The 20,829-nt window shown below is 58.6% G+C and carries 19 protein-coding genes and 2 pseudogenes; 7 read left to right on the top strand and 14 right to left on the bottom strand.

Annotation, left to right across the window (positions count from 1 at the left end):
• Positions 1 to 51 precede the first annotated feature (51 nt).
• Positions 52 to 1,134: a beta-N-acetylhexosaminidase gene (gene nagZ / locus J8G15_RS09045; protein WP_210547152.1), complete on the top strand. Its 1,083-nt coding sequence runs from the start codon at positions 52 to 54 to the stop codon at positions 1,132 to 1,134.
• Positions 1,135 to 1,158: 24 nt separating this feature from the next.
• On the opposite strand, the gene J8G15_RS09040 is transcribed toward nagZ, so the two are convergent.
• Positions 1,159 to 1,386, bottom strand: coding sequence for a hypothetical protein (locus J8G15_RS09040; RefSeq protein WP_210547151.1), 228 nt, complete (start codon positions 1,384 to 1,386; stop codon positions 1,159 to 1,161).
• A 112-nt stretch (positions 1,387 to 1,498) separates the two neighbouring features.
• On the opposite strand from J8G15_RS09040, the gene J8G15_RS09035 reads away from it, so the two are divergent.
• From J8G15_RS09035 to J8G15_RS09025, 3 genes are read left to right on the top strand one after another with little or no spacing between them, the layout of a single operon-like run.
• The gene (locus tag J8G15_RS09035; protein WP_210547150.1) at positions 1,499 to 2,716 is read left to right on the top strand and encodes a multidrug effflux MFS transporter; all 1,218 of its coding nucleotides are present in this window, start codon (positions 1,499 to 1,501) and stop codon (positions 2,714 to 2,716) included.
• Complete coding sequence (locus J8G15_RS09030; protein ID WP_210547149.1) at positions 2,713 to 3,075, top strand: translation initiation factor Sui1; 363 nt, start codon at positions 2,713 to 2,715, stop codon at positions 3,073 to 3,075. Before J8G15_RS09035 ends, J8G15_RS09030 begins: the two co-directional genes overlap by 4 nt.
• A 2-nt stretch (positions 3,076 to 3,077) precedes the next feature.
• On the top strand, positions 3,078 to 3,290 hold the full coding sequence (locus tag J8G15_RS09025) for a DUF3820 family protein (protein ID WP_210547148.1): 213 nt from the start codon (positions 3,078 to 3,080) through the stop codon (positions 3,288 to 3,290).
• On the opposite strand, the gene J8G15_RS09020 is transcribed toward J8G15_RS09025, so the two are convergent.
• The 3 genes from J8G15_RS09020 to J8G15_RS09010 form a co-directional block, all read right to left on the bottom strand.
• Entirely contained in the window at positions 3,287 to 4,444 is a 1,158-nt protein-coding gene (locus tag J8G15_RS09020) for a patatin-like phospholipase family protein (RefSeq protein ID WP_370627527.1), read from the bottom strand. The two genes, J8G15_RS09025 and J8G15_RS09020, sit on opposite strands and share 4 nt — an antisense overlap.
• 75 nt (positions 4,445 to 4,519) lie before the next feature.
• Positions 4,520 to 6,628: an EAL domain-containing protein gene (locus tag J8G15_RS09015; protein WP_210547147.1), complete on the bottom strand. Its 2,109-nt coding sequence runs from the start codon at positions 6,626 to 6,628 to the stop codon at positions 4,520 to 4,522.
• On the bottom strand, positions 6,540 to 7,283 hold the full coding sequence (locus tag J8G15_RS09010) for a hypothetical protein (protein WP_210547146.1): 744 nt from the start codon (positions 7,281 to 7,283) through the stop codon (positions 6,540 to 6,542). Before J8G15_RS09010 ends, J8G15_RS09015 begins: the two co-directional genes overlap by 89 nt.
• 127 nt (positions 7,284 to 7,410) lie before the next feature.
• On the opposite strand from J8G15_RS09010, the pseudogene J8G15_RS09005 reads away from it, so the two are divergent.
• Positions 7,411 to 7,787 (top strand): annotated as a pseudogene (locus J8G15_RS09005) (transposase); the annotation flags it as partial.
• Between the two features lie 36 nt (positions 7,788 to 7,823).
• On the opposite strand, the gene J8G15_RS09000 reads toward J8G15_RS09005, so the two are convergent.
• Positions 7,824 to 9,053, bottom strand: coding sequence for an IS256 family transposase (locus J8G15_RS09000; protein ID WP_210544748.1), 1,230 nt, complete (start codon positions 9,051 to 9,053; stop codon positions 7,824 to 7,826).
• A gap of 68 nt (positions 9,054 to 9,121) precedes the next feature.
• Between J8G15_RS09000 and J8G15_RS08995 the strand changes: the two are divergent.
• Positions 9,122 to 9,940 (top strand): annotated as a pseudogene (locus J8G15_RS08995) (IS3 family transposase); the annotation flags it as partial.
• A gap of 6 nt (positions 9,941 to 9,946) precedes the next feature.
• On the opposite strand, the gene J8G15_RS08990 reads toward J8G15_RS08995, so the two are convergent.
• The 3 genes from J8G15_RS08990 to lysS form a co-directional block, all read right to left on the bottom strand.
• Positions 9,947 to 10,267, bottom strand: coding sequence for a hypothetical protein (locus tag J8G15_RS08990; RefSeq protein WP_210547145.1), 321 nt, complete (start codon positions 10,265 to 10,267; stop codon positions 9,947 to 9,949).
• A gap of 126 nt (positions 10,268 to 10,393) precedes the next feature.
• The gene (locus tag J8G15_RS08985; protein ID WP_210547144.1) at positions 10,394 to 10,939 is read right to left on the bottom strand and encodes a YgjP-like metallopeptidase domain-containing protein; all 546 of its coding nucleotides are present in this window, start codon (positions 10,937 to 10,939) and stop codon (positions 10,394 to 10,396) included.
• 43 nt (positions 10,940 to 10,982) lie between these two features.
• Positions 10,983 to 12,536 carry a lysine--tRNA ligase gene (gene lysS / locus J8G15_RS08980; RefSeq protein ID WP_210547143.1) on the bottom strand — a complete coding sequence of 518 codons (1,554 nt, stop codon included), beginning with the start codon at positions 12,534 to 12,536 and terminating at the stop codon, positions 10,983 to 10,985.
• Positions 12,537 to 12,655: 119 nt separating this feature from the next.
• Between lysS and J8G15_RS08975 the strand changes: the two genes are divergently transcribed.
• Positions 12,656 to 13,219 carry a YggT family protein gene (locus J8G15_RS08975; RefSeq protein WP_210547142.1) on the top strand — a complete coding sequence of 188 codons (564 nt, stop codon included), beginning with the start codon at positions 12,656 to 12,658 and terminating at the stop codon, positions 13,217 to 13,219.
• Positions 13,220 to 13,276: 57 nt separating this feature from the next.
• Here J8G15_RS08975 and accD read toward each other — a convergent pair whose 3' ends face one another.
• The 6 genes from accD to J8G15_RS08945 form a co-directional block, all read right to left on the bottom strand.
• Positions 13,277 to 14,149, bottom strand: coding sequence for an acetyl-CoA carboxylase, carboxyltransferase subunit beta (accD, locus tag J8G15_RS08970; protein ID WP_210547141.1), 873 nt, complete (start codon positions 14,147 to 14,149; stop codon positions 13,277 to 13,279).
• Positions 14,150 to 14,299: 150 nt separating this feature from the next.
• A complete protein-coding gene (trpA, locus tag J8G15_RS08965) occupies positions 14,300 to 15,121 on the bottom strand; it encodes a tryptophan synthase subunit alpha (RefSeq protein ID WP_210547140.1) in 822 nt (273 codons plus the stop codon).
• On the bottom strand, positions 15,118 to 16,416 hold the full coding sequence (trpB, locus tag J8G15_RS08960) for a tryptophan synthase subunit beta (RefSeq protein ID WP_210547139.1): 1,299 nt from the start codon (positions 16,414 to 16,416) through the stop codon (positions 15,118 to 15,120). Before trpB ends, trpA begins: the two co-directional genes overlap by 4 nt.
• Before the next feature lie 42 nt (positions 16,417 to 16,458).
• Positions 16,459 to 17,175 carry a phosphoribosylanthranilate isomerase gene (locus J8G15_RS08955; RefSeq protein WP_210547138.1) on the bottom strand — a complete coding sequence of 239 codons (717 nt, stop codon included), beginning with the start codon at positions 17,173 to 17,175 and terminating at the stop codon, positions 16,459 to 16,461.
• On the bottom strand, positions 17,172 to 17,954 hold the full coding sequence (truA, locus tag J8G15_RS08950; protein WP_210547137.1) for a tRNA pseudouridine(38-40) synthase TruA: 783 nt from the start codon (positions 17,952 to 17,954) through the stop codon (positions 17,172 to 17,174). The genes J8G15_RS08955 and truA overlap by 4 nt, the downstream gene beginning before the upstream one ends.
• 47 nt (positions 17,955 to 18,001) lie before the next feature.
• Positions 18,002 to 20,602 carry a FimV/HubP family polar landmark protein gene (locus J8G15_RS08945; RefSeq protein WP_210547136.1) on the bottom strand — a complete coding sequence of 867 codons (2,601 nt, stop codon included), beginning with the start codon at positions 20,600 to 20,602 and terminating at the stop codon, positions 18,002 to 18,004.
• Between the last annotated feature and the right edge of the window lie 227 nt (positions 20,603 to 20,829).

Raw genomic sequence — 20,829 nt, 5'->3', positions numbered from 1 at the left:
GTAGCGGCTCAGCCCTCACCGCCTCATTAACCTGACACAACCCCCATCACCATGACTCCTCACGCCCCCCTGATTATTGATGTCGAAGGCCTGTCGCTCACCGCCGTGGACCGTCGGCGTTTGAAGCACCCACTGGTGGGCGGGGTCACCCTGTTTGGGCGCAACTGGCAAGACCGCGAGCAATTGACGAAACTGTGCCGTGCCATCAAAAAGGTGCGACGTGACCTGCTGATTTGTGTGGACCACGAGGGCGGGCGGGTACAGCGCTTCAGAACCGACGGTTTCACCCACATTCCCGCCATGCGGGCGCTGGGCGAGTTGTGGCTGAACGACGGCAAACGGGGCGAGGGCGCCGGTGCCATGCAGGCCACTAACGCGGCCACCGCCTGTGGCTTTGTGCTGGGGGCCGAGCTGCGCGCTTGTGGCGTGGACTTCAGCTTCACCCCGGTGCTAGATCTGGATTTTGGCGAAAGCAGTGTCATTGGTGACCGTGCCTTCGCCCGCGACCCGCGTGTGGTCAGTCTGCTGGCCAAGAGCCTGATGCACGGCTTGATGCAAAGCGGCATGGCCAACTGCGGCAAACATTTTCCTGGCCATGGCTATGTCAAGGCCGACTCCCATGTCGATATTCCGGTGGACAAGCGCAGCCTGAAAGCCATTCTGGCCGACGACTCAGCGCCTTATGACTGGCTTAGCACGACCCTGTGCAGCGTCATGCCGGCTCATGTGATTTACCCCAAGGTTGATGCGCGCCCGGCCGGATTTTCGTCCAAATGGCTGAATGACATCCTTCGCACGCAACTGGGTTTCAACGGCGCGATTTTCAGTGATGATCTGTCGATGGCCGGCGCCCGCCTGTTGGACGGCAAAGAGGTCAGCTTCACCGAGGCGGCCATGGCCGCATTGCGCGCGGGCTGCGACATGGTGCTTTTGTGCAACCAGTCGCTTGATGGCGGACAAGCGGTGGATGCCTTGATTGACGGCATGACCGAGGCTCAACTCAAAGGGGATTGGGCACCGCAGGAGGTGAGCGAGGAGCGCCGGTTGGCACTGCTGCCGCGCGTCGCTGCCCCGGACTGGGACAGCCTGATGGTGCAGCCGGAGTACATGCACGCCTTGGATCAGCTGCCCTAGACCGCCCGCTGTGCCGCCGCTTGATTAGGGTGAGCGGTGCAAGCGCGGTGCGGCCAGTGCGTCGATCATGTCCTGAGTGGCGGTGTCAATGGCGGGGTGTCTGGCGAGCAGCTTGGCCGCTTGTAGCAGGGTTCGAAGGTCTTTGAGGTCTTTGACCGTGGGCGCGACTTTGATTTGCGCCAGTGCCGCAGCGCTGTTGCCACCCTGAATCAGGGCACACACTTTGGTGGCCCACACAGTCTGACGTGACATGAAATGACTCCTGTTTGAAACTTGAATGCCATTTTGGCACATGGCCCCCGTCTATATTGCGGGTGCAGCTATTATTTTTATAGCATTAACTTTTGAGTGACTCGGTAAATCAATGCAAGACTCCCTTTTGATCGTCGTACTGGCCATGTTATCCATGGTCGGGCCGATTGGTATCGACACCTACTTGCCTTCGCTTCCGGCCATTGGCAGCACCTTTCGCGCGTCGGCCGCGGCGGTGCAGCAAACGCTCAGTATTTACATCCTGTGCATGGCCGTGATGATGCTGTTTTTTGGCACCTTGTCAGACTCGTTCGGCCGGCGCCGGGTGTTGGTGGTGGCCATGGCGGTGTTCACTGTGACTTCTTTCGCCGCGGCCTGGGCGCCGACTTTGGGGGCCTTGGTGGTTTTGCGCGCCCTGCAGGGCTTGGCCTCGGGCGCGGGTGGCATTGTGGGGCGTGCCATGGTGCAGGATCATTTCAAGGGGCATGACGCCCAGCGGGCCACGGCTGTGGTCATGATGGTCTTTGGCGTGGCCCCAGCCCTGGCGCCGATCATCGGGGGTTGGATGCAGACCACCTGGGGCTGGCGCTCCACCTTCGTCTTCATGGGGGGCTTTAGTGCGCTCATGTGGTTGATCTGTGTTCGGTTTTTGCCCGAAACCCTGCCGCCCGCCAAACGCTCGCCCTTCGTTTGGGGACCGATCGGCCGCAACTACCTGCGCTGTGTGCGCGACCGGCAGTTTGTGTTGCTTTCCCTGAGCCTGGCCTTTGTCTTTGGCGGGGTCGCCCTTTACGTCGGGTCGGCGGCGGCCTTTGTAATGACCATCCTGCATCAGTCCGAAACCGCCTTTGGTTGGCTGTTCGTGCCCATGATTGGCGGCATGGTGATGGGTTCGGGTGTGAGCGGTCGCCTGGCCCACCGGGTTGATCCGGGGCGCCTGATTGGAGTGGGGTTTGCGGTCATGGTGGTCGCCGTGGCTGCCAACCTGATCTACACCGCCGTCTGGGTGGCGCGCGTGCCTTTCGCGGTGATGCCGATATTTGTTTACACCTTTGGCTTGGCGCTGGCCATGCCGGGCCTGTCGGTGCGGGCGCTGGCTCGCTTCCCGAGCATGACTGGCCTGGCGGCCTCCATGCAGGGCTTTATTCAGATGTTTTTGTTTGCCATGATCTCCGGTTTGGTGGCGCCACTGTTGTTTGACAGTGCGTTCAAATTGGCCGCAGCTCACGGGGTGACGGTGTTGGTGGGCTTGGCCTTGTGGGCGTTGGCAATACGGGGCGGTCAAACTTTGGATAATGCAATGATGTTGCAAGGACGAGTTGATTCATGAAACCCAGATCCACCCAGGGCGGCCTGGTTTACTCCACCGACAGCGGGTGCATGTGCCCCACCTGCCGACAGGCGACGGCGGACTGCCGCTGCAGCGCCGCGAAACCCACACCGGCTGGCGACGGCATTGTGCGGGTATCGCGCGAAACCAAAGGGCGCGCCGGCAAGGGTGTGACGCTGGTGCGTGGTTTGACGTTGGACCCATTGGCCTTGATGACCTTGGGCAAGCAACTGAAAACGGCCTGCGGGTCGGGTGGCACGGTCAAAGACGGCGTCATTGAGGTGCAGGGTGATCACTGCGATCGTGTCATCGAGGCGTTGAAAGGGCAAGGCTTCACCGTCAAGCGCGCGGGCGGATGACCATGAACCCAGAAGACTTGCAACTGCTCGTCACCCGCACCATGCCGTTTGGCAAGTACAAGGGCCGCATCATGGCCGACTTGCCGGGAGACTACCTGCGCTGGTTTGTGCGGGAAGGGGTGCCCAAAGGCGAGATCGGGCGCCTACTGGGCCTCATGCATGAGATTGATCACAACGGCCTGTCCGACTTGCTCAAGCCCCTGCGTGGTGGCTAAATGGCGTCGCGTGGCGTGCGGTGTTTGACAGGGACGCGCAAGTCATCGAGGTAGTCGCGTTTGATGTCCACGGTGCAGCGCACGCCCAGGTCGTTGAAATGCCGGGCCAGCCAATCGCGGCCATGGACCTGCCCCAAATCACGCAAGGCGTGAATCAGCTTGCCACCGGTGGAGGCCTTGGTAGACGCCGCATAAGCCTCCAGCGCCTCGCCGCCATCAATGCGGTGTAGCAAGACGTCTTTGTAATGGGCTGGGTCCAGTCGGCCTTCTGCGAGCAGGCGCTTCACGAAATCAATGGCGCGCATTTCGGCGATCAGGCCGGCATTAAACGTGACCTCATTGATGCGGTCCATGATCTCGGCGCTGTTGGTGGGTAGCTTGTCGCGTTTGATCGGGTTGATCTGCACCAGCACAATGTCGCGCCCGGTGCAGTTGTAAATCAAGGGGTGAATGGCCGGGTTGCCGGAGTAGCCGCCATCCCAAAAATGGTCGCCTTCAATCTCCACCGCTTGAAACATCGTGGGCAGGCAGGCCGATGCCATGACCGCATCCACCGTCAGTCGCTCGCCTGAGAACACCTCGGCCTGCCCAGTGGACACCCGGGTAGCGACCACAAACAACTTCAGCGCTTTCATGCCTTGAATGGCTTCGAAATCAACATGGCTGTCCAGAAACTGGCGCAAGGGGTTGATGTCAAAGGGGTTGCTCTGGTACGGGGACACGGCGCTGGACCAGAACGCCGTCATGGCCTGTCCCCAAACGGCTGCCGGGGAGTTGTTGGTGTTGATGTGACCAAACAAGAGGTCAAACGGCGCTTGCTGCGCGGGCGACAGGCCGCCCAGACTGGCCACGCCATTCCAGAAGTGGGCCAGGGATTCACGCGCGGCGTCACGCGGGTCTTTGTAGGCCGGTGTTTGGGCGAAGCCATGTGCCAGCGCCACGGCATTCATAGCGCCGGCGCTGGTGCCACTGATGCCCTCAAAGCCAACGCGGCCGTCCTCCAACAAGGCATCCAGCACGCCCCAAGTGAACGCACCGTGCGAGCCCCCGCCCTGAAGCGCGAGGCTGACGCGCGGCGTCGAAGGGGTGGAGGGGGTGGAGGGGGTGGAGGGGGTGGAGGGGGTGGTGTTGGCCGGCAGGGAGTGATGCATCATGGCTCAAGGTTAACCACAAAAACCAATTGCAAAGGGCTGGACCGGAATCGGATGTGAAGTTGCCCTCTCACGCCGTCACAGTTTGTGCAGCAGGGTCTTTACAAGCGTTTCAAACTGCGCCACGGGTGAGGGGCGGTGAATCAAGTAGCCCTGGCAGGTCGGGCAGTCGGATGCGGCCAGAAAGTTGCGTTGGCCTTCGGTCTCAACGCCTTCCGCAATCACGGCGAGTCCCAGGCTTTTGGCGAGCGCAATAATCGTCTTGACGAAGGCCGCATCATTGGGATCGATGAGCAGGTCACGAACAAAGGACTGGTCGATTTTCAATTGATCCAGTGGAAGGCGCTTGAGATAGGTGAGTGATGAAAATCCGGTGCCGAAGTCGTCCAGTGAGAATGTGACGCCTGCTTCTTTCAGGATGAGCATTTTTTGAATCACCTCATCGACATCAGAGACCAGCAGGCTCTCGGTCAGCTCCAGCTTCAGCAGTTTTGAATTGGCGCCCGTCGCGTTGAGAATTTCCAGCACCTGCTCCACAAAGTCGGGTTCCCGGAATTGTTGGGCGCTGACATTGACTGCGACAGCAAGTGCCGCCATGTCGTCCTGCTTGGCCCAGTCCGCCAGCTGCCGACAGGCAGTTTCCATCACCCAATGCCCGATGGCTTTGATGATTCCAGTCTCCTCTGCCAGCGGAATGAATTCACCCGGTGACACCATGCCACGAACGGGATGCGCCCAACGCACCAGCACTTCAGCGCCCGTGACATGGCCTGACTGCGTGGCCTGCGCCTGGTAGTGAAGGAAAAACTGTGACTCTGAAACCGCCACGCGAAGGTCGGCTTCCAATGCGGCATGCCGCATCACGACGGCCTGCATCTCCGGGTCAAAAAAGCGCACGGTATTGCGACCTGCCGCTTTGGCTTTGTCCATGGCCAAGTGCGCTTGTTTCAGCAGTTCCTCGGTGTCCGTCCCCATGCTGTCAAAGAGGGTGACACCAATGCTGGCCGAACTGTGGCGAACAATGTCATTGAGCAGATAGGGCTCGCTGAGTGCCATTCGAATCTTCTCCGCGAGCAACTCAGCGCTCGCGAGTGCCATTTTTGAGTCGCTGCCAAGCCCGGTCATGAGCACCACAAACTCATCGCCACCCAAGCGCGCCACGGTGTCTCCATCGCGGATGCAGCTCTTCAGGCGAGCACTCACTTCCTGAAGCAACAAGTCGCCCGTGCCATGGCCTAGGGTGTCATTGACGAGTTTGAAGGTGTCGATGTCAATAAATAGCAGCCCGTGCAAGCCACGGTCTCGCGTACCCAGGGCGACGCGTTGCTCCAGGCGGTCCAACAGCAGGGTCCGATTGGGCAGGCCCGTTAATTGGTCATAAAAAGCCAATTCGTCAATTCGTCCCGCGGCACGCTTGCGATCGGTGATGTCCTGGTGGGTGCAAACATAGTGAGTGATTGACCCGGCCTCGTCTTTGACTGCTTTGATCGAGAGCCATTTGGGGTGAATCTCATTATTTTTTCGACGGTCCCAAACTTCCCCTTGCCAACTCCCATTGCGGTTGACCTCTTCCCACATGGATTTGGAGAACTCTGCGCTTTGACGGCCGGACGCAAGCAACAAACGCTGAGTCTGGCCGACGGCTTCTTCGGATGTGTACCCGGTACTGTCGGTGAATGCCCGGTTGATCTTCAAAATAATTCGGTCGGCATCGGTGACCACCATTCCATCCATGGACTCGAAGGCGGCCGCAGCGATGCGGTCTTGCTCCTGTGCCAGTCGCCGCGCGGTGATGTCCCGCGCAACTCCCAAAATGCCAATCAACCTACCGTCGTTGTCGTAGGCTGGCGTTTTAATGGTCTCGAAGAGACCTCGGTAGCCACCGACTGCAAAGTTGAGCCAGACTTCATTGGTGGTATGAACGCCTGGGGTGGCAATGGCGTTCATGTCGATTTCACGCCAAACGTCCGCCAGCGATTGGTCAACGAAGTCGTAGTCGGTTTTGCCCAAAATGGCCTTTTCGCTGGCGCCCAGATAGTTTTCAAACATGGGGTTGCAACTCAGGTATTGGCCCGCTTGATCCTTCAGCCATACAAGGTCAGGTATCGCGCCAATCAACGACTTGAGCAAACTCTGCTCTTGGGCCAGTGCGCGTTGGATCGTCAGCAGCGCATCTTTGGTCTCCAAAAGCTGGTCCCTCTCTTTGAGCATGGCGCCTTGCCGGAGGATGGCGAGAACAATGACGACAGCACACCCCAGATCTGCAATGAATAATGCCACTGGCGGAAGTAGGGCGAGTGCGTGATTTACTGCGATGGCCAACGATGCCCCGACAACGGCCGCAATAGGCAGTTGCCGCAGCGCACCCTCGCATTGGCGGTCCCATTTTGGGTCCGAATTTTTTTTCCAGGCGCCATTGGGTCAGGGCATAGCCGATCATCAATGCGGCAGCAGAAAATGGCAGGTTGAGCCTCGCGTTATAGGTGTTGGAGCCGTCCAGGGCCATCATTTTCCACCACAGCCAGGAGAATGCTGTGATCGCTAGCCCGGCCGTAAAAAATATCAGACTCCTGGTCAAATGCAGCCGAAGGGTTGGAATCATGACGAGCGTTATGCCAAATGCGGCAAACAGCGTGACGGGATAGGAGACCATGGTGCCCAACGCCAGTAGGCTGAAATCACCACGCTTGGGGACATAAAGTGTCAGGGTGAGGGTGAGGATCGCGACGGTCAGCAAGCCGCTGTCAAGCCATGCCAGTCGACGTTGATGGGGTGTTGTTCCCTTCTTGATCTGCATCGCCTGCGCTGTGAAGATGCAGGGCCCCAACAGCAGATAAAACAAGTCGGCTGGAGCAGGAAAGGGCGTGTACCACGAGGCCACCTGGAAGTCCCATATGTATTGACCCTGACCTTGCCCTCGAAAAACGTATCTCTTGCTGAGTGTTTAAATTCACGCAAGGAGAACGGAAATGACGAAGACAGCAAGAGCGCGCTACACGCTCGAATTCAAGCAAGAAGCAGTTCGACTGGTCGAAGGTGGCCAGAGCATTGCAGCCGCGGCACGCAAGCTGGGAGTGGTCGACCAGACGTTGTTCAATTGGGTCAAGGCGCAGCGCCAGGGCCAGCTCAAGGGAGCTGATAGCAAGGTATTGGTCAGCGCCGAGCAGATGGAAATCAGCCGACTGCGAGCCGAGCTGGCGCGTGTGAAGATGGAGCGCGACATTCTGGGAAAAGCGACGGCGTACTTCGCAAAGGGATCGATTTGAAGTACGCCTTCATCCAGCGCCACCGCAGCACATGGCCGATCTCGGTACAGTGCCGCGTACTGGGGGTGAGCATCGCCGGGGAGGGTGTCCCGAATTTTGTGTAAACGGCGGTTAAGTTAGACGCGCGGCATGCGCTCGTCAAACTGAATGGTAAAGCGGTTCAGAGCAGCCTTCCAATCCCGAATCGGCATCGTCCATTTCTGGCTGATGTTGTTCAGTGCCAGATAGAACAGCTTGAACACTGCGTCCTCAGTTGGGAACGAGCCGCGGGTCTTGGTTATTTTGCGCAGGCTCATGTTCACGGACTCAATGGCGTTGGTCGTGTAAATCACTTTTCGGATGTCTGGCGGGTATTCAAAGAACGGTATCAAGCGTGTCCAGTTGCGCCGCCAGGAGCGCCCAATCGGAGCGAAGGAATCGTCCCATTTGACCTCGAATGCCGTGAGTTGTCGCTCAGCTTCGGATTCAGTGGGCGCAGCGTAAATCAGCCGCAAATCCGCGGCGACTTCCTTGCGCTGTTTCCACCCCACGAAGTTCAGGCTGTGACGCACCATGTGAACAATGCAAAGCTGCACCGTCGCCTTGGGGAAGACTGCCTCAATGGCGTCAGGGAAACCTTTGAGCCCATCTACGCAGGCGATAAAGATGTCAGCCACGCCCCGATTCTTCAGTTCAGTCACCACCTGCAGCCAGAACTTGGCCCCTTCGGTTTGGGCCATCCACAGGCCCAGTACCTCTTTGAGGCCGTCCAGGTTGACGCCAATGGCCAAGTACAGGGCCTTGACCCGCACAGTACCGTTGTCGCGCACCTTGACGTGAATGCAGTCCATGTAGACGATGGGGTACAGCGCCTCCAAGGGGCGCGACTGCCAGGCTTTGACCTCGTCCATGACGGCGTCGGTCACGGATGAAATCAGGGTAGGAGACACTTCGGCGCCGTACATCTCCTGCAGATGGCCTTGAATCTCGCGTACCGTCATGCCTCGGGCATACAGCGACAGTATCTTGTCGTCAAAGCCGCTCCAGCGGGTCTGGTGTTTGCCAATCAGTTGGGGCTCGAAGGTGCCGGCGCGGTCACGGGGGATTTCTATGGGTAGCTGGCCAAAATCGCCTTTGAGCGTTTTCTTGCTGCACCCGTTGCGGGTGTTGCCCGCTTCATTGGCAACCAACTGGTTCTTGCCGTGACCCAGGTGGCCGGTCAATTCGGCTTGCAAAGCTCGCTCGACCAAGGCTTTGGTGAGCTGCGTCAAGAGGCCATTCTGGCCAATCAGGTCTTCGGGCTTTTTGTAGTCGGCCAACAGGGCGTCAATCAGCTCGGCGGGTAAGGGTTTCATCTCTACGGTCATCTCGGCTCCATGCAAGACAGCAGTTTGCTGCCAAATAACCGTTTACACAAAACTTCTTACACCCTCTCGCCGGGTACCACGAACACTTTGTGCGACTGGCCAGTCCGGCCCAGCTCCGCCACCTGAGCGATGACGCCTTGCTGGTGCACATCAAGGCCATCCATGCCGAGACGCGAGGCGGCTACGGCTGGCCACGCACCTGGAAGGAGCTGCTTGCCCGTGGCATCCGTGTGGGCAAAGAGCGCGTGCAAAAGCTCATGCAGTTGCACGGCATCCGTGCCAAGGGAAAGCGACGCTTCAAGGTCACCACCGATAGCAATCACGATCTAGCGATCTCACCCAACCTGCTCAACCGGGAGTTCGATGTGGCAGCACCCGACAAGGTCTGGGTGGGTGACATCACGTACATCGCCACGGACGAAGGCTGGTTGTTTCTGGCCGTGGTGATTGACCTGTTCAGCCGCCAAGTAGTGGGCTGGTCGTTACGAGAGGAAATGACGCGGGACATCGTCATTGATGCGCTGCGCATGGCATGGTTCAAGCGGCATCCGGGCAAGCAGGCTGGCCTGATGTTCCATAGCGACCGCGGCAGTCAGTACGCCAGCAAGGACTTCCGGGAAGTGCTCAAGGAGTACGACATCACCAGTTCAATGAGCCGGCGCGGCAACTGTTGGGACAACGCCTGCAGCGAGACGCTGTTTGGATCATTGAAGGTGGAACGGTTATACGGACAGAAGTTCAAGACTCAGCGGGAGGCAAAGGATGAAACGATTGCTTGGATGCTTTGGTATAACCGGACTCGACTGCATTCGACACTGGCCTACGTCAGCCCGGTGCGGTTCGAGCAAAACTGGCTTGCTAATCAGCCCAAGCAAGCCAACTCATGATCTCGGTTATGGGATACGGATTCCAGGGGCATGGTCACCCAAGGCATAGGCGATCAACCCGTAGGCCATCCAGCGCGAGTCAATATGGTCGTTGTTTTTATCGTGGCGTTGATGCCGCCAAGCCAGAATGGCCGCGACTGTAAAGCTGATAGTCCAATGGAAATTGTCGAAAAAAAGATGCCACGCTGGGTCATTCGTCACGCTAATTCCCACGGCGCTGACGGCAATGGCCGCAGCACCAGCACTTAAAAGCGCTTTGGTGGAAGCGCTCATTGGTGAACCGACCTCTGCTTCGGCAATGGTCGGCCGCGAGACGCTAGTTGGCATTTGAGTGTGATCCGCGTTGAGAGTGGTCCAGGCGCCATGCAATAACAATGATCGCATTATGGGCGGGAGTTCGCTCGAGCTGCTTAGGGTGGTTGAACGGCCTCGTTGATTTCAGACAGTGGTTGATCAGTCTTCCCGCTTTGGCGCTGTGCTCCAAAGCTTTGGGCCCTGGTTTTCCAGGTGGGTGAGGTAGACGCGCACCTCAAATTCAAGCTGGTGGTAGCGGGGCTCCATGTAGGTGCACAGCTGGTAGAAGGCCTTGTCATGGCCGCGCTCTTTGATGTGGGCCAGTTCGTGCACGGCAATCATCCGCAAAAACTCATCCGGCACGTCTTTGAACAGGGTGGCAATGCGAATCTCGCGCTTGGCTTTCAGTTTGTTGCCCTGCACGCGGGAAATGGTGGTGTGGGTGCCCAGCGCGTGCTGCACCACATGCAGCTTGCTGTCATAGGCCACCTTGTTCAGCGGGTCGGCGCCGCGCAGGTGCTCTTGTTTGAGCGACTGCACGTACTCAAACAAGGCCTTGTCTGTGCGCACGCCGTGCGCTGCGGGGTAGCGGTTTTTCAGCCAATCCCCCAAGCGCTGCTCCTCCCGCATCTTCTCAATCTGCGCCAGCGTCTCCAATGGATAGCCTTGCAGGTAGCGAAAGGGTTGGGTTGCTATTGTTGTCATAGCTGCTTGTGCAGGTGGAGCGGAGGCTTGAGGCCTATTTCTCTTAAGATTCCCGGCGCAAGGCGGGGAAAAGGATCACGTCCCGAATGCTGCTGCTGTCTGTCAACAACATCATCAAGCGGTCCAGACCCACGCCGCAACCGCCGGTGGGGGGCATGCCGTATTCCAGGGCGCGAATGAAGTCGTGGTCGTAGTACATGGCTTCGTCGTCGCCATCGTCCTTGGCGGCCACCTGGGCGTGAAACCGCGCGGCTTGCTCTTCAGCGTCGTTCAGCTCTGAGAAGCCGTTGCCGAATTCACGGCCGGTGATGTACAGCTCAAAACGCTCGGTCACGCCAGGTTTGTGGTCACTGGCACGCGCCAATGGGGAAATTTCGACCGGGTGCTCGCAGATGAAGGTGGGTTGCCACAGCTTGTCTTCCACGGTTTCTTCAAAGTACATCACCTGCAGGCTGGCCAGCGAGCGGGTGGAGAGCTTGTTTTTGGCCTCAGACAACCCCAGCTTGCGCAGTGCGTTGATCAGCCAAGCTGGGTTGTCGACCATGAGACCGGTGCCGTCTTCCAGCGGCTGGCCGGCGTCGGTGTATTTGCAAATGGCTTCGTGAATGGTCAAGCGCTCAAATGGCTGAGCCAGGTCCACTGCCTTGCCGCCGTAGGTCAGTTGAAGAGTGCCGACGGCTTTTTGCGCCGCGTCCCGAATCAGGGCCTCGGTGAAGGTCATCAGGTCCTGGTAGTCCCAGTACGCCGCATAGAACTCCATCATGGTGAATTCGGGGTTGTGACGCACCGAAATGCCTTCGTTGCGGAAGCTGCGGTTGATCTCGAACACGCGGTCAAAGCCACCCACGATCAGGCGCTTCAGGTACAGCTCCGGCGCAATGCGCAAGAACATCTGCTGGTCCAGCGCGTTGTGGTGGGTGGTGAAAGGCTTGGCGTTGGCGCCACCGGGAATCGGGTGGAGCATGGGGGTCTCGACTTCCAGGAAGTTGTGCGCCACCATGAATTCGCGAATGCCGCTGACCGCCTTGCTGCGGGCTGTAAAGCGCTTGCGGGCATCTTCGTCGGTCATCAGATCGACGTAGCGCTGGCGGTATTTCACCTCTTGGTCGTTCATGCCATGAAACTTGTCCGGCATGGGGCGCAGACTCTTGGTCAGCAGGCGAATGCTGGTGGCGTGAATCGATAGTTCACCCGTTTTGGTCTTGAACACCCGGCCTTCAGCGCCCACGATGTCGCCCAAGTCCCAGTGCTTGAAGCTGGCGTACAACTCTTCGCCAATTTCTTCGCCTTTGATATAGACCTGAATGCGCCCGGTGCTGTCTTGCAGGGTGGCGAAGCTGGCTTTGCCCATGACGCGTTTGAGCATCATGCGCCCGGCCACTTTGGCGATGCTGCCCTGCTCCAGCAGGCCTTCAGCGGTTTGCCCGGCATGAGCGGCGAATAAGGTGTCGGCGTGGTCGGCGGGCTTGAAGTCATTGGGGAAGGCGACGCCCTTGCCCTCGGCTTGCTGTTGACGGATGGCTTTGAGCTTTTCCCGGCGCTCCAGGATCAACTGGTTTTCGTCAATCGGGGCGGCGGCGGTTTGGATGTCAGACATGAGGGCGCAATCGAGTGGTCAAGGGTAAGCAGATACCAGCCAGTGACTGGCCGAAAAACGTTGATTTTAGTTGGCCGCGCGGAGTGGCTATCATTGAATGTGAAATTCACACCCACACCATGCTTTATCAAATCTTTTCTCTCCTGCTGGAAGTCGCTGTCAGTGTGCTGGCGGGCGCCTGCTTGCTGCGCCTGTACATGCAGCATCAGCGTATTCCCATGTCGGCCCGGTCCGGCAATCCATTGGGTCGTTTTGTCTTTGCCTTGACCGACTGGCTGGTGCTGCCGCTGCGCCGCGTGGTGCCATCCCTCGGCCGCTGGGACACGGCCAGTCTGGTGGCGGCCTATCTGCTGGAGTTGGGCCAGTTTGCGTTGCTCTGGTTGATGGCCGGCGCCGGTGGAGGCCTGTTTGCGGTGCCGATCTTGGCCGCCTTTGGTTTGCTTAGACTGTTTATCTCCGGCATGACCGGGCTGATCATCGTCTACGCGATCCTGTCCTGGGTGCAAGCGCGATCGGTCATGTCCGATGTGATTGAGCGCTTGGTGGCGCCTGCGCTGATGCCGATTCGCCGGGTGCTGCCGCTGATTGGGGGCATTGACCTGTCCCCGCTGGTGCTTTTGCTATTGTTGCAAATCGCCTCCATCGTGCTGGGTAATCTGCAGGGCATGGCGCTGCTGGCGTAAACGATCCTTCCATGAAAAAAGGCGCCACTTGGGCGCCTTCTTTCATGGGGAGGTGAATCAGATCACCGCATCGGCCGGTTGGCGTTGCAGCATGGCCAGAGTGTTGGCGATGGTTTTTTTCAACTCGCGGCGATCACAAATGAAGTCAATCGCCCCTTTGGTCTGCAAGAACTCCGCACGTTGAAAACCCTCTGGCAACTTCACTCGCACGGTGGATTCAATCACGCGGGGGCCGGCAAAGCCGATCAAGGCTTTGGGTTCAGCAATGACCACATCGCCCAGGAAAGCAAAGCCGGCGCTGACGCCGCCCATGGTCGGGTCGGTCAACACGCTGATGTAGGGAAGGCCTTTCTTGGCCAACCGTGTCAGGGAGGCATTGGTTTTGGCCATTTGCATCAGGCTGAGCAAGCCTTCCTGCATGCGGGCACCGCCGGTGGAGGTAAAGCAGATGAAAGGCACCTTTTGCTCAATGGCGGCATGAACACCGCGCACAAAGCGTTCACCCACGACCGAGCCCATGCTGCCGCCCATGAATTCAAATTCAAAGCAGGCCGCGACGACGCCAATGCCATGCACGGCACCGCCCATCACGATCAATGCATCGGTTTCACCCGTGTTTTCCAGAGCTTCCTTCAAACGCTCGGGGTACTTGCGGCTGTCCTTGAACTTCAGGGCGTCGACTGGCAGCACCTCTTGACCGATCTCATAGCGCCCTTCGTTGTCCAGAAAGGTGTTGAGCCGGGAGCGCGCGCCAATGCGGTGGTGGTGGCTGCAGGTCGGGCAGACGTTCTGGTTCTGTTCCAGATCGGCCTTGTACAAAACTGCTTCACAGCTGGGGCACTTGCTCCAGACGCCTTCCGGGACGGTACGTCGGTCTGCCGGGTTGGTTTGCTGGATTTTCGAGGGGAGTAATTTTTCTAGCCAACTCATAGGATCACCTTCATTAGTTGAGGACGCCACGGGTGCGCTGTTTGCCACGCCACGCTGTCTCGCGAAGTCGGAGTTTAGTTCACGACTGCCGCTGATTGCAAAGCGGCCCCGCCCCGCGGCTGGACCTGCCGGGCGGGATACAGAGCAAAATCAGGCATCCAGCGCGGTGCGAATTTCACGGAGGAACTGCTGCGCCACTGGCGCGACCTGGTCGCGAGGCTGTTCATCAATCAGTTGAATGATCTTGCTGCCAATGACCACGGCATCGGCCACTTTGCCAATGAGGCGGGCTGTTTCGGCATCACGGATGCCAAAACCGACACCCACTGGAACCGACACATGCTCGCGAATGCGCGGCAGCATGGCCTCCACCGCCGCCGTGTCCAAGGTGCCAGACCCTGTCACGCCCTTGAGCGAGACGTAGTAGACATAGCCACTGGCTACGCGGGCCACTTGCTGCATGCGCTCGGTGGTGGATGTGGGGGCCAGCAAAAAGATCAGGTCCATGCCGGCGGACTTCAGTTCAGCGGCGAACTCCTCGCACTCTTCGGGCGGGTAGTCCACAATCAACATGCCGTCCACACCGGCAGCAGCAGCGTCTTGCACAAACGCACTTTGACTGGTTTTGCTGGCGTGTTTTTGGTTGTAGCGCTCAACCGGGTTGGCGTAGCCCATCAGCACCACGGGGGTTGTGGTGTCTTTCGTGCGAAAAGCGCGCACCATGTCCAGCACCCGCACCATGCCAATGCCTTGGGCCAAGGCTTTGTCACCAGCCTTCTGGATCACCGGACCATCGGCGCTGGGGTCGGAAAAGGGAACACCGAGTTCAATGACATCGGCACCACCCGCCACCATGGCGTGCATCAGCTCGGGGGTGACATCGGCAAAAGGAAAACCGGCTGTCACGTAGGGAATCAGCGCCTTGCGGCCCTGTGCTTTGAGTTGCGCGAATGTTGTGGTGATGCGGCTCATTTGACAACTTTCATGACGTGGGTGTCATTGCTGACATCACCGCCTTTGACCGATTGGCCGGTGCAGCTGGGGCGACAGAAGAAGTCTGCCTGGCTCAGATCAGCGACTGTGCCAATGTCCTTGTCACCACGGCCTGACAAATTGATCAAAATCGATTGATCAGGGCGCATGGTCTTGGCTAGTTTCATGCCGTAGGCCACGGCGTGGCTGGATTCCAGTGCAGGAATGATGCCCTCGGTTCGGCACAGGTAATGAAAGGCCTCCAGCGCTTCTTTGTCGGTGATGCCAACATATTCGGCGCGACCGATGTCTTTCAGGAAAGCATGCTCAGGGCCCACGCCGGGGTAGTCCAGCCCGGCGCTGATGCTGTGTGTTTCAGTGACTTGTCCGTTGTCGTCCTGCAGCACGTAGGTGCGGTTGCCGTGCAATACGCCGGGGCTGCCACGTTGCAGTGACGCCGAATGACGGGCGGTGTCCATGCCTTCACCCGCTGCTTCCACTCCAATCAACCGAGTGTTGGCGTGGGAAATATAGGGGTAGAAGATGCCCATCGCATTGCTGCCACCGCCGACACACGCCATGACCACATCAGGCTGTGGGTTGGCACAACCCGCCTTGGCCAGCATCTCAGGCATTTGCACCAGGCATTCATTGCCAATCACGCTTTGGAAGTCGCGCACCATCATGGGGTATGGGTGTGGCCCAGCCACAGTGCCAATGATGTAAAACGTGTTGTCCACGTTGGCAACCCAGTCGCGCATGGCTTCGTTCAGGGCATCTTTCAGCGTCTTGCTGCCGCTTTCAACGGGCACCACCGTGGCGCCCAGCAGTTTCATGCGGTAAACATTGGGGCTCTGGCGCTTGACGTCTTCACTGCCCATGTAGACCACACACTCCAGGCCGTAGCGCGCGCAAATCGTCGCCGTCGCAACGCCGTGTTGGCCCGCACCGGTTTCGGCAATCACGCGAGGTTTACCCATGCGCTTGGCGAGCATGGCCTGACCAATGGTGTTGTTGATCTTGTGCGCGCCGGTGTGGTTCAGGTCTTCACGCTTGAGAAATATCTGGGCACCACCTTGTTCACGGCTCATGCGGGCGGCATGGTAGACCGGGGAAGGTCGGCCAACAAAGTGGGCCAGCTCATCGTTGAACTCGGCAACAAACGCCGGGTCGTTCTGGTACTTGGCGTAAGCGTCTGTGAGTTCGTTGACGGCGTGGGTCAGCGTCTCCGAGATGAAACGGCCGCCATAAATGCCGAAGTGACCACGCAGGTCAGGTTGTTGGTAGGTCGTCATAGTGGGTCTACTGGGGGCCGCACCAGTATCTGATGACTGGTGTTACCCCGCAAGGTCCTTGAGTTGTTGGTCCGCCGCCCGAACGGCAGCGACAAATTGATTGATTTTTCCGGGGTCTTTGAGGCCCTTGTTACCAGGGCCTGAGAGTTCGACACCCGAGCTCACATCGACAGCCAGCGATTTACAGCGCGGGCGTACCTGCAGAATGCCGTCGGTGACGTTGGCAGCGTCGAGCCCACCACTCAAGACGAGGTGAGCGTTGACGCTTGGAGGCAGAAGTGACCAATGGAATGTTTGCCCCCCGCCACCGTACCCGTCGACATGGGCGTCGAGCAAGATGGCTTGGGATTGAGAGTAGTCGGAAGCATATTTTACGAGATCAAACCGGGCGCCCGCTTCGCCCAAGGGAATGCGCGCTGCTCGCAGGAACGGGCGCGCACCTTGATGCGTGGCGGCAAGGCAGTCTTCGGGCGTTTCATCACCATGAAATTGGGCTGTTGCGCCCGCGATATGGGCACAAGTCGCTATGACTTTTGAAACGCTCTCGTTCACGAACAAAAGCACCGGCGTGATGAAAGGCGGGAGGCGTTTCGCCAATTCAGCGGCGCGAGTCGGCGACACATAGCGTGGGCTTTTCTCGTACATGACAAACCCAATTGCATCGACCCCTGCCGCAACGGCAGCATCCAAGTCTTGCTCACGGGTGAGTCCACAAATTTTGATGCGGGTACGTTGGGAAAAAAGGGCGTCAGAGGTCATGGCAATCCATCAAAAGCAGGGGTGCGCTCGGGAAGACCCCAGTGCGGGGCATAGCGTGGGCCCAAAAAGTAAAGCCCGTTGGGGGAGAAGGTCGGCGCGGCCACCGTGCGGTCTCGTGCCAGCAGAATCTTTTTCATCCATTCAGCGGGATGTTTATGTTGCCCCACCGCAATCAAGCCGCCCATGATGTTGCGGATCATATGGTGCAGAAACGCATTGGCTTCGAATTCAAAGCGCCAATAGGCGCCGCGCTGGGAGATTTCGATGCGTTGCAGAGTTTTGACCGGTGTCAATGCCTGACAGGCGGCCGCCCTAAAGGAGCTAAAGTCGTGTTCGCCGATTAAATAAGCGGCCGCCTGGCGCATGGCTTGGCCATCGAGGGGGCGGTAGACCCAGCCCACGCGCCCGGCATCAATGCTGGGCCGAACCGTGGACTCAATCAAGATATAAGCGTAGCGACGGGACTGCGCACAGGCACGGCAGTGAAATTCAGTGGGCACGACTTGAGCCCACTCAACGGCTATATCGGGTGGCAAAAATGCGTTAGTGCCGCGAACCCATGAGGCGGTGGGCCGCACTAAGTCGGTGTCGAAGTGGATCACTTGCATGAGCCCGTGAACGCCGGCATCTGTCCTCCCAGCGCACAGCGTTGATACCTTTTGCGCCGTGAACTTTCCCAGAGCCGCTTCCAACTGGTCCTGAACGGTTTGACGGGAGAGTTGGCTTTGCCATCCCTGATAAGCCTGCCCGTTGTAGCTGATGCCGAGTGCTAGCCTCAAGATAAATTCAAGTCACCCTCGTCTTTGAGCGACGAAGGTGGGTCTTTTTACAAGTTGCCCAAGGCGCGCTGCGCCTTGGCTTTCATGTCGCCAGTGGCTTCGGAGAGAACTTCCTCAATCAAAGCGCGAGCACCGTCGTCGTCACCGATGGCGCTGAACTCCTCGGCCAGCGCCAGTTTGGTCATCAAGGGATCTTCGTGCTCGACTGGTGCCGCGTTGGCGTCGCTGGACTCGGGTGTATTCAAGTCAAGCGATAAGCCGTCTAAATCAAAGTCCAACATGCTGAGATCCGAGTTCGGGCCGTCCTCCGGCTCATCGGTCGTCAGCGCGCCTGGCTCTGTGGTGCCGAAACTGGTGGCGGCTTGAACTTTGAATTCTTCCGTGTCAATTTTGCCGTCCAGTGCCGCTGGCTCAGACGTCAGATCGTCCAGGGCAGACAAATCAAAGTTGATGTCATTGAGCTTGTCCGTTGGTGCGGGCGCCGGAAGAGGGACTTCGGTGGGGGGCTCAAATTCAAGCGTCATTGCCACTGAGTCGAGTGCACTGGCGTCGTCGTCAATCGACGGTAGCTCAGCAACGGGCGCCATGTCACTTGGCAGCGCTTCGGTGATTTGGCTGGATGGCTGTTCTTCGAACGAAAAATCAAGGTCGAGGTCCAGATCAACACCACCCGCATCAGACGGGTTTTCTTCAGCTGCATCGGGTGTCAATGTCGCTCTGGCACTGTCAAGATCTTCGCTGTTGTCGTCGGCGTCGCGATCAACTTGTGGTTCATTCTCAGGAGTGGGCAGTTCACTTGCTGGAAGCGGCTCGCCACCCGGTTGATAGAGGGAGTTGCTCGGGTCGATCCCCAGTCCCAACTCACAAATTCGTGCCCATTCGGCACCCGTGCCGCCGGTGAGCTTGAATGCAAGAGCGGCCACCTCTTCAAGCCCATGTGCGTCATTGCGCTTGGCAAAAATATCAACCAGTTTTTGATGAATTGCAATGCGTCCCGGTTGGGTGCGCAGGGCTTCCCTCAAAATTTCCTCAGCTTGAAGGTCCCGGCCATAGGCCAGGTAAACATCAGCCTCGGCCAAGGGATCCACGTCGTCGGCCACCAACTGGCTGGGCGAGTAGACCATGGAAGAACCCGAAGTTCCGCTGTCGCTGGTGTCCACGCTTTGGCCGCCGCTGGCGCCAAAAAATGATTCCGGCTTCAAGTGGCTTTCCATGAAGGAGCTGTCCACATGCGCCTTGTTCTTGCGCTGGCGCATGCGGTAGATGCCCAGAGCTGCCAACAGGACAACCAAGCCCGCCGCACCAGCGGGTACCAGCGGATTTTCGATCAGGTCGTCAACAAACCCTGGCTCAGCTGCTGGTGTCGCAGAGGGGGCCGGAGCAGCCACTGGCGCGGCGGGTTCAACCGCCGGGGCAACTACTGGCGCTGGCTCTTTTGGAGGCGCGTCTGGCAAGGCTGCTGGAACCGCAAGCGCAGCAGGGGCAGGTTCTGCTGCTGATGCGGTTCGCTGCGCAGAGGTGGAAGAGCTGTTGGCGGAAACGCCAAGCTTGCCCAAATCGTTGATGTTCTTGGTCAGTTCCGCGGCACGGCTGGCTGCATCGGCCGCTGCACGGTCTTTGGCAAGCTGATCTTCAGCAATTTTGGTTTCGACGGACCCCTTGGAGAGGGTCAATTTGTCTGGCGCAGGGGTCTCGGTCTTTTTGTCATCGACCTGGGCTTGGAGGCGGCCACTGGCCTGGCGGTCGGCCGCCGCCTGCTCTACGTCAGGTGCGTTACTGGCCAATTTCCTTCGGAAATCATTGAAGTCACGGCTCTGCGCAACAATCATCTGGCTTGCCTCGGACTCCGGTGTGGCATTTGCCTGCGCCTCAGTCGGCACCTCAAGCACGGCTCCGGCCTTCATCCGATTGACGTTGTCACGGATAAAAGCGTCCGGATTGGCGCGCAACATGGCCACTAACATTTGATCGAGCGACACATTGGCGGGCAGGATGGTCGCAGCAATGCCGCTTGCAGTGTCCCCCGCCTTGATCTTGATTTTCTGAACGCGCTCTTGCGGCTTGGATGTTACCGGGGCGGGTTGGGTTGGGGTGGGGCGCTCCGCAGGCCGCGATTCAGCCTTGGCTGGGGCCACTACATTGGGCCGCGGAGCTGGAGCGGATGAGGTCGCCGCCGGTGCTTGAGTTGGCGCCTGGACAGGACTTGGCGCAGTCGGCGGCGCTTTCTTCAGCGGCGCCGGGTCGAATAGCATGGTGTAGTCACGCACGATGCGCCCTGACGCCCAGGTGGCCTCCAGAATCATGTCGACAAACGGTTCATTGATCGCGCGATCACTGCTTAGCCGGATGAAGGCTCTGCCATTGGGGCGGGTTTGAAGCGAAGTTTTTAAGCTGCCCATGGCAGGGTTGTATTCCATGCCTGCAGCCTGGAAGGCTGCTGGTTGAGCCACCGCTGCTTTTAACGACGCTGCTTCCTCTGCATTTATTTCCGGAATGTCGATCTCGGCCCGAAGGGGCTCACCCAAGGCAGACTGGACCGTGATGCGACCCAAGGACAGCGCGGAAGCATTGGAGCCCGCCAACCCTAGAAGGGCAGATGCCGCCGCCGCCAGAACGGTCTTTTGCCAACGATGTGACTTTGCATTCAATTTGAGAACTCCGGTATTCTGGCGACAGTAAAACAGGCGCGTAGGAACTACACCATGTCATACGACTTTTTTGTTGAAAAGCACAATAACATCAATACCTTACGAAGACAAGATGACTATGCTTCTAACAGTGAGTCGTCTCGCTTGCTGGGCGAATCATGAGATTCTATGATGTTAAACAACAACGCCCCTCTTGCGCGAGGTGACAGCAAGAGGGGCGCTTGAGG

The organism is Rhodoferax sp. PAMC 29310 (assembly GCF_017948265.1).
Classification (GTDB): Bacteria; Pseudomonadota; Gammaproteobacteria; order Burkholderiales; family Burkholderiaceae_C; genus Rhodoferax.
Note: the sequence above shows the minus strand (reverse complement) of the source record. Positions and strands in the feature narration are given on the sequence as shown.

What these genes read in the sequence shown, in the direction of transcription:
- nagZ (WP_210547152.1), top strand. Translation starts at nt 52, where the DNA reads ATGACTCCTCACGCCCCCCTGATTATTGATGTCGAAGGCCTGTCGCTC.
- J8G15_RS09040 (WP_210547151.1), bottom strand. Translation starts at nt 1,386, where the DNA reads ATGTCACGTCAGACTGTGTGGGCCACCAAAGTGTGTGCCCTGATTCAG.
- J8G15_RS09035 (WP_210547150.1), top strand. Translation starts at nt 1,499, where the DNA reads ATGCAAGACTCCCTTTTGATCGTCGTACTGGCCATGTTATCCATGGTC.
- J8G15_RS09030 (WP_210547149.1), top strand. Translation starts at nt 2,713, where the DNA reads ATGAAACCCAGATCCACCCAGGGCGGCCTGGTTTACTCCACCGACAGC.
- J8G15_RS09025 (WP_210547148.1), top strand. Translation starts at nt 3,078, where the DNA reads ATGAACCCAGAAGACTTGCAACTGCTCGTCACCCGCACCATGCCGTTT.
- J8G15_RS09020 (WP_370627527.1), bottom strand. Translation starts at nt 4,444, where the DNA reads ATGATGCATCACTCCCTGCCGGCCAACACCACCCCCTCCACCCCCTCC.
- J8G15_RS09000 (WP_210544748.1), bottom strand. Translation starts at nt 9,053, where the DNA reads ATGACCGTAGAGATGAAACCCTTACCCGCCGAGCTGATTGACGCCCTG.
- J8G15_RS08990 (WP_210547145.1), bottom strand. Translation starts at nt 10,267, where the DNA reads ATGCCAACTAGCGTCTCGCGGCCGACCATTGCCGAAGCAGAGGTCGGT.
- J8G15_RS08985 (WP_210547144.1), bottom strand. Translation starts at nt 10,939, where the DNA reads ATGACAACAATAGCAACCCAACCCTTTCGCTACCTGCAAGGCTATCCA.
- lysS (WP_210547143.1), bottom strand. Translation starts at nt 12,536, where the DNA reads ATGTCTGACATCCAAACCGCCGCCGCCCCGATTGACGAAAACCAGTTG.
- J8G15_RS08975 (WP_210547142.1), top strand. Translation starts at nt 12,656, where the DNA reads ATGCTTTATCAAATCTTTTCTCTCCTGCTGGAAGTCGCTGTCAGTGTG.
- accD (WP_210547141.1), bottom strand. Translation starts at nt 14,149, where the DNA reads ATGAGTTGGCTAGAAAAATTACTCCCCTCGAAAATCCAGCAAACCAAC.
- trpA (WP_210547140.1), bottom strand. Translation starts at nt 15,121, where the DNA reads ATGAGCCGCATCACCACAACATTCGCGCAACTCAAAGCACAGGGCCGC.
- trpB (WP_210547139.1), bottom strand. Translation starts at nt 16,416, where the DNA reads ATGACGACCTACCAACAACCTGACCTGCGTGGTCACTTCGGCATTTAT.
- J8G15_RS08955 (WP_210547138.1), bottom strand. Translation starts at nt 17,175, where the DNA reads ATGACCTCTGACGCCCTTTTTTCCCAACGTACCCGCATCAAAATTTGT.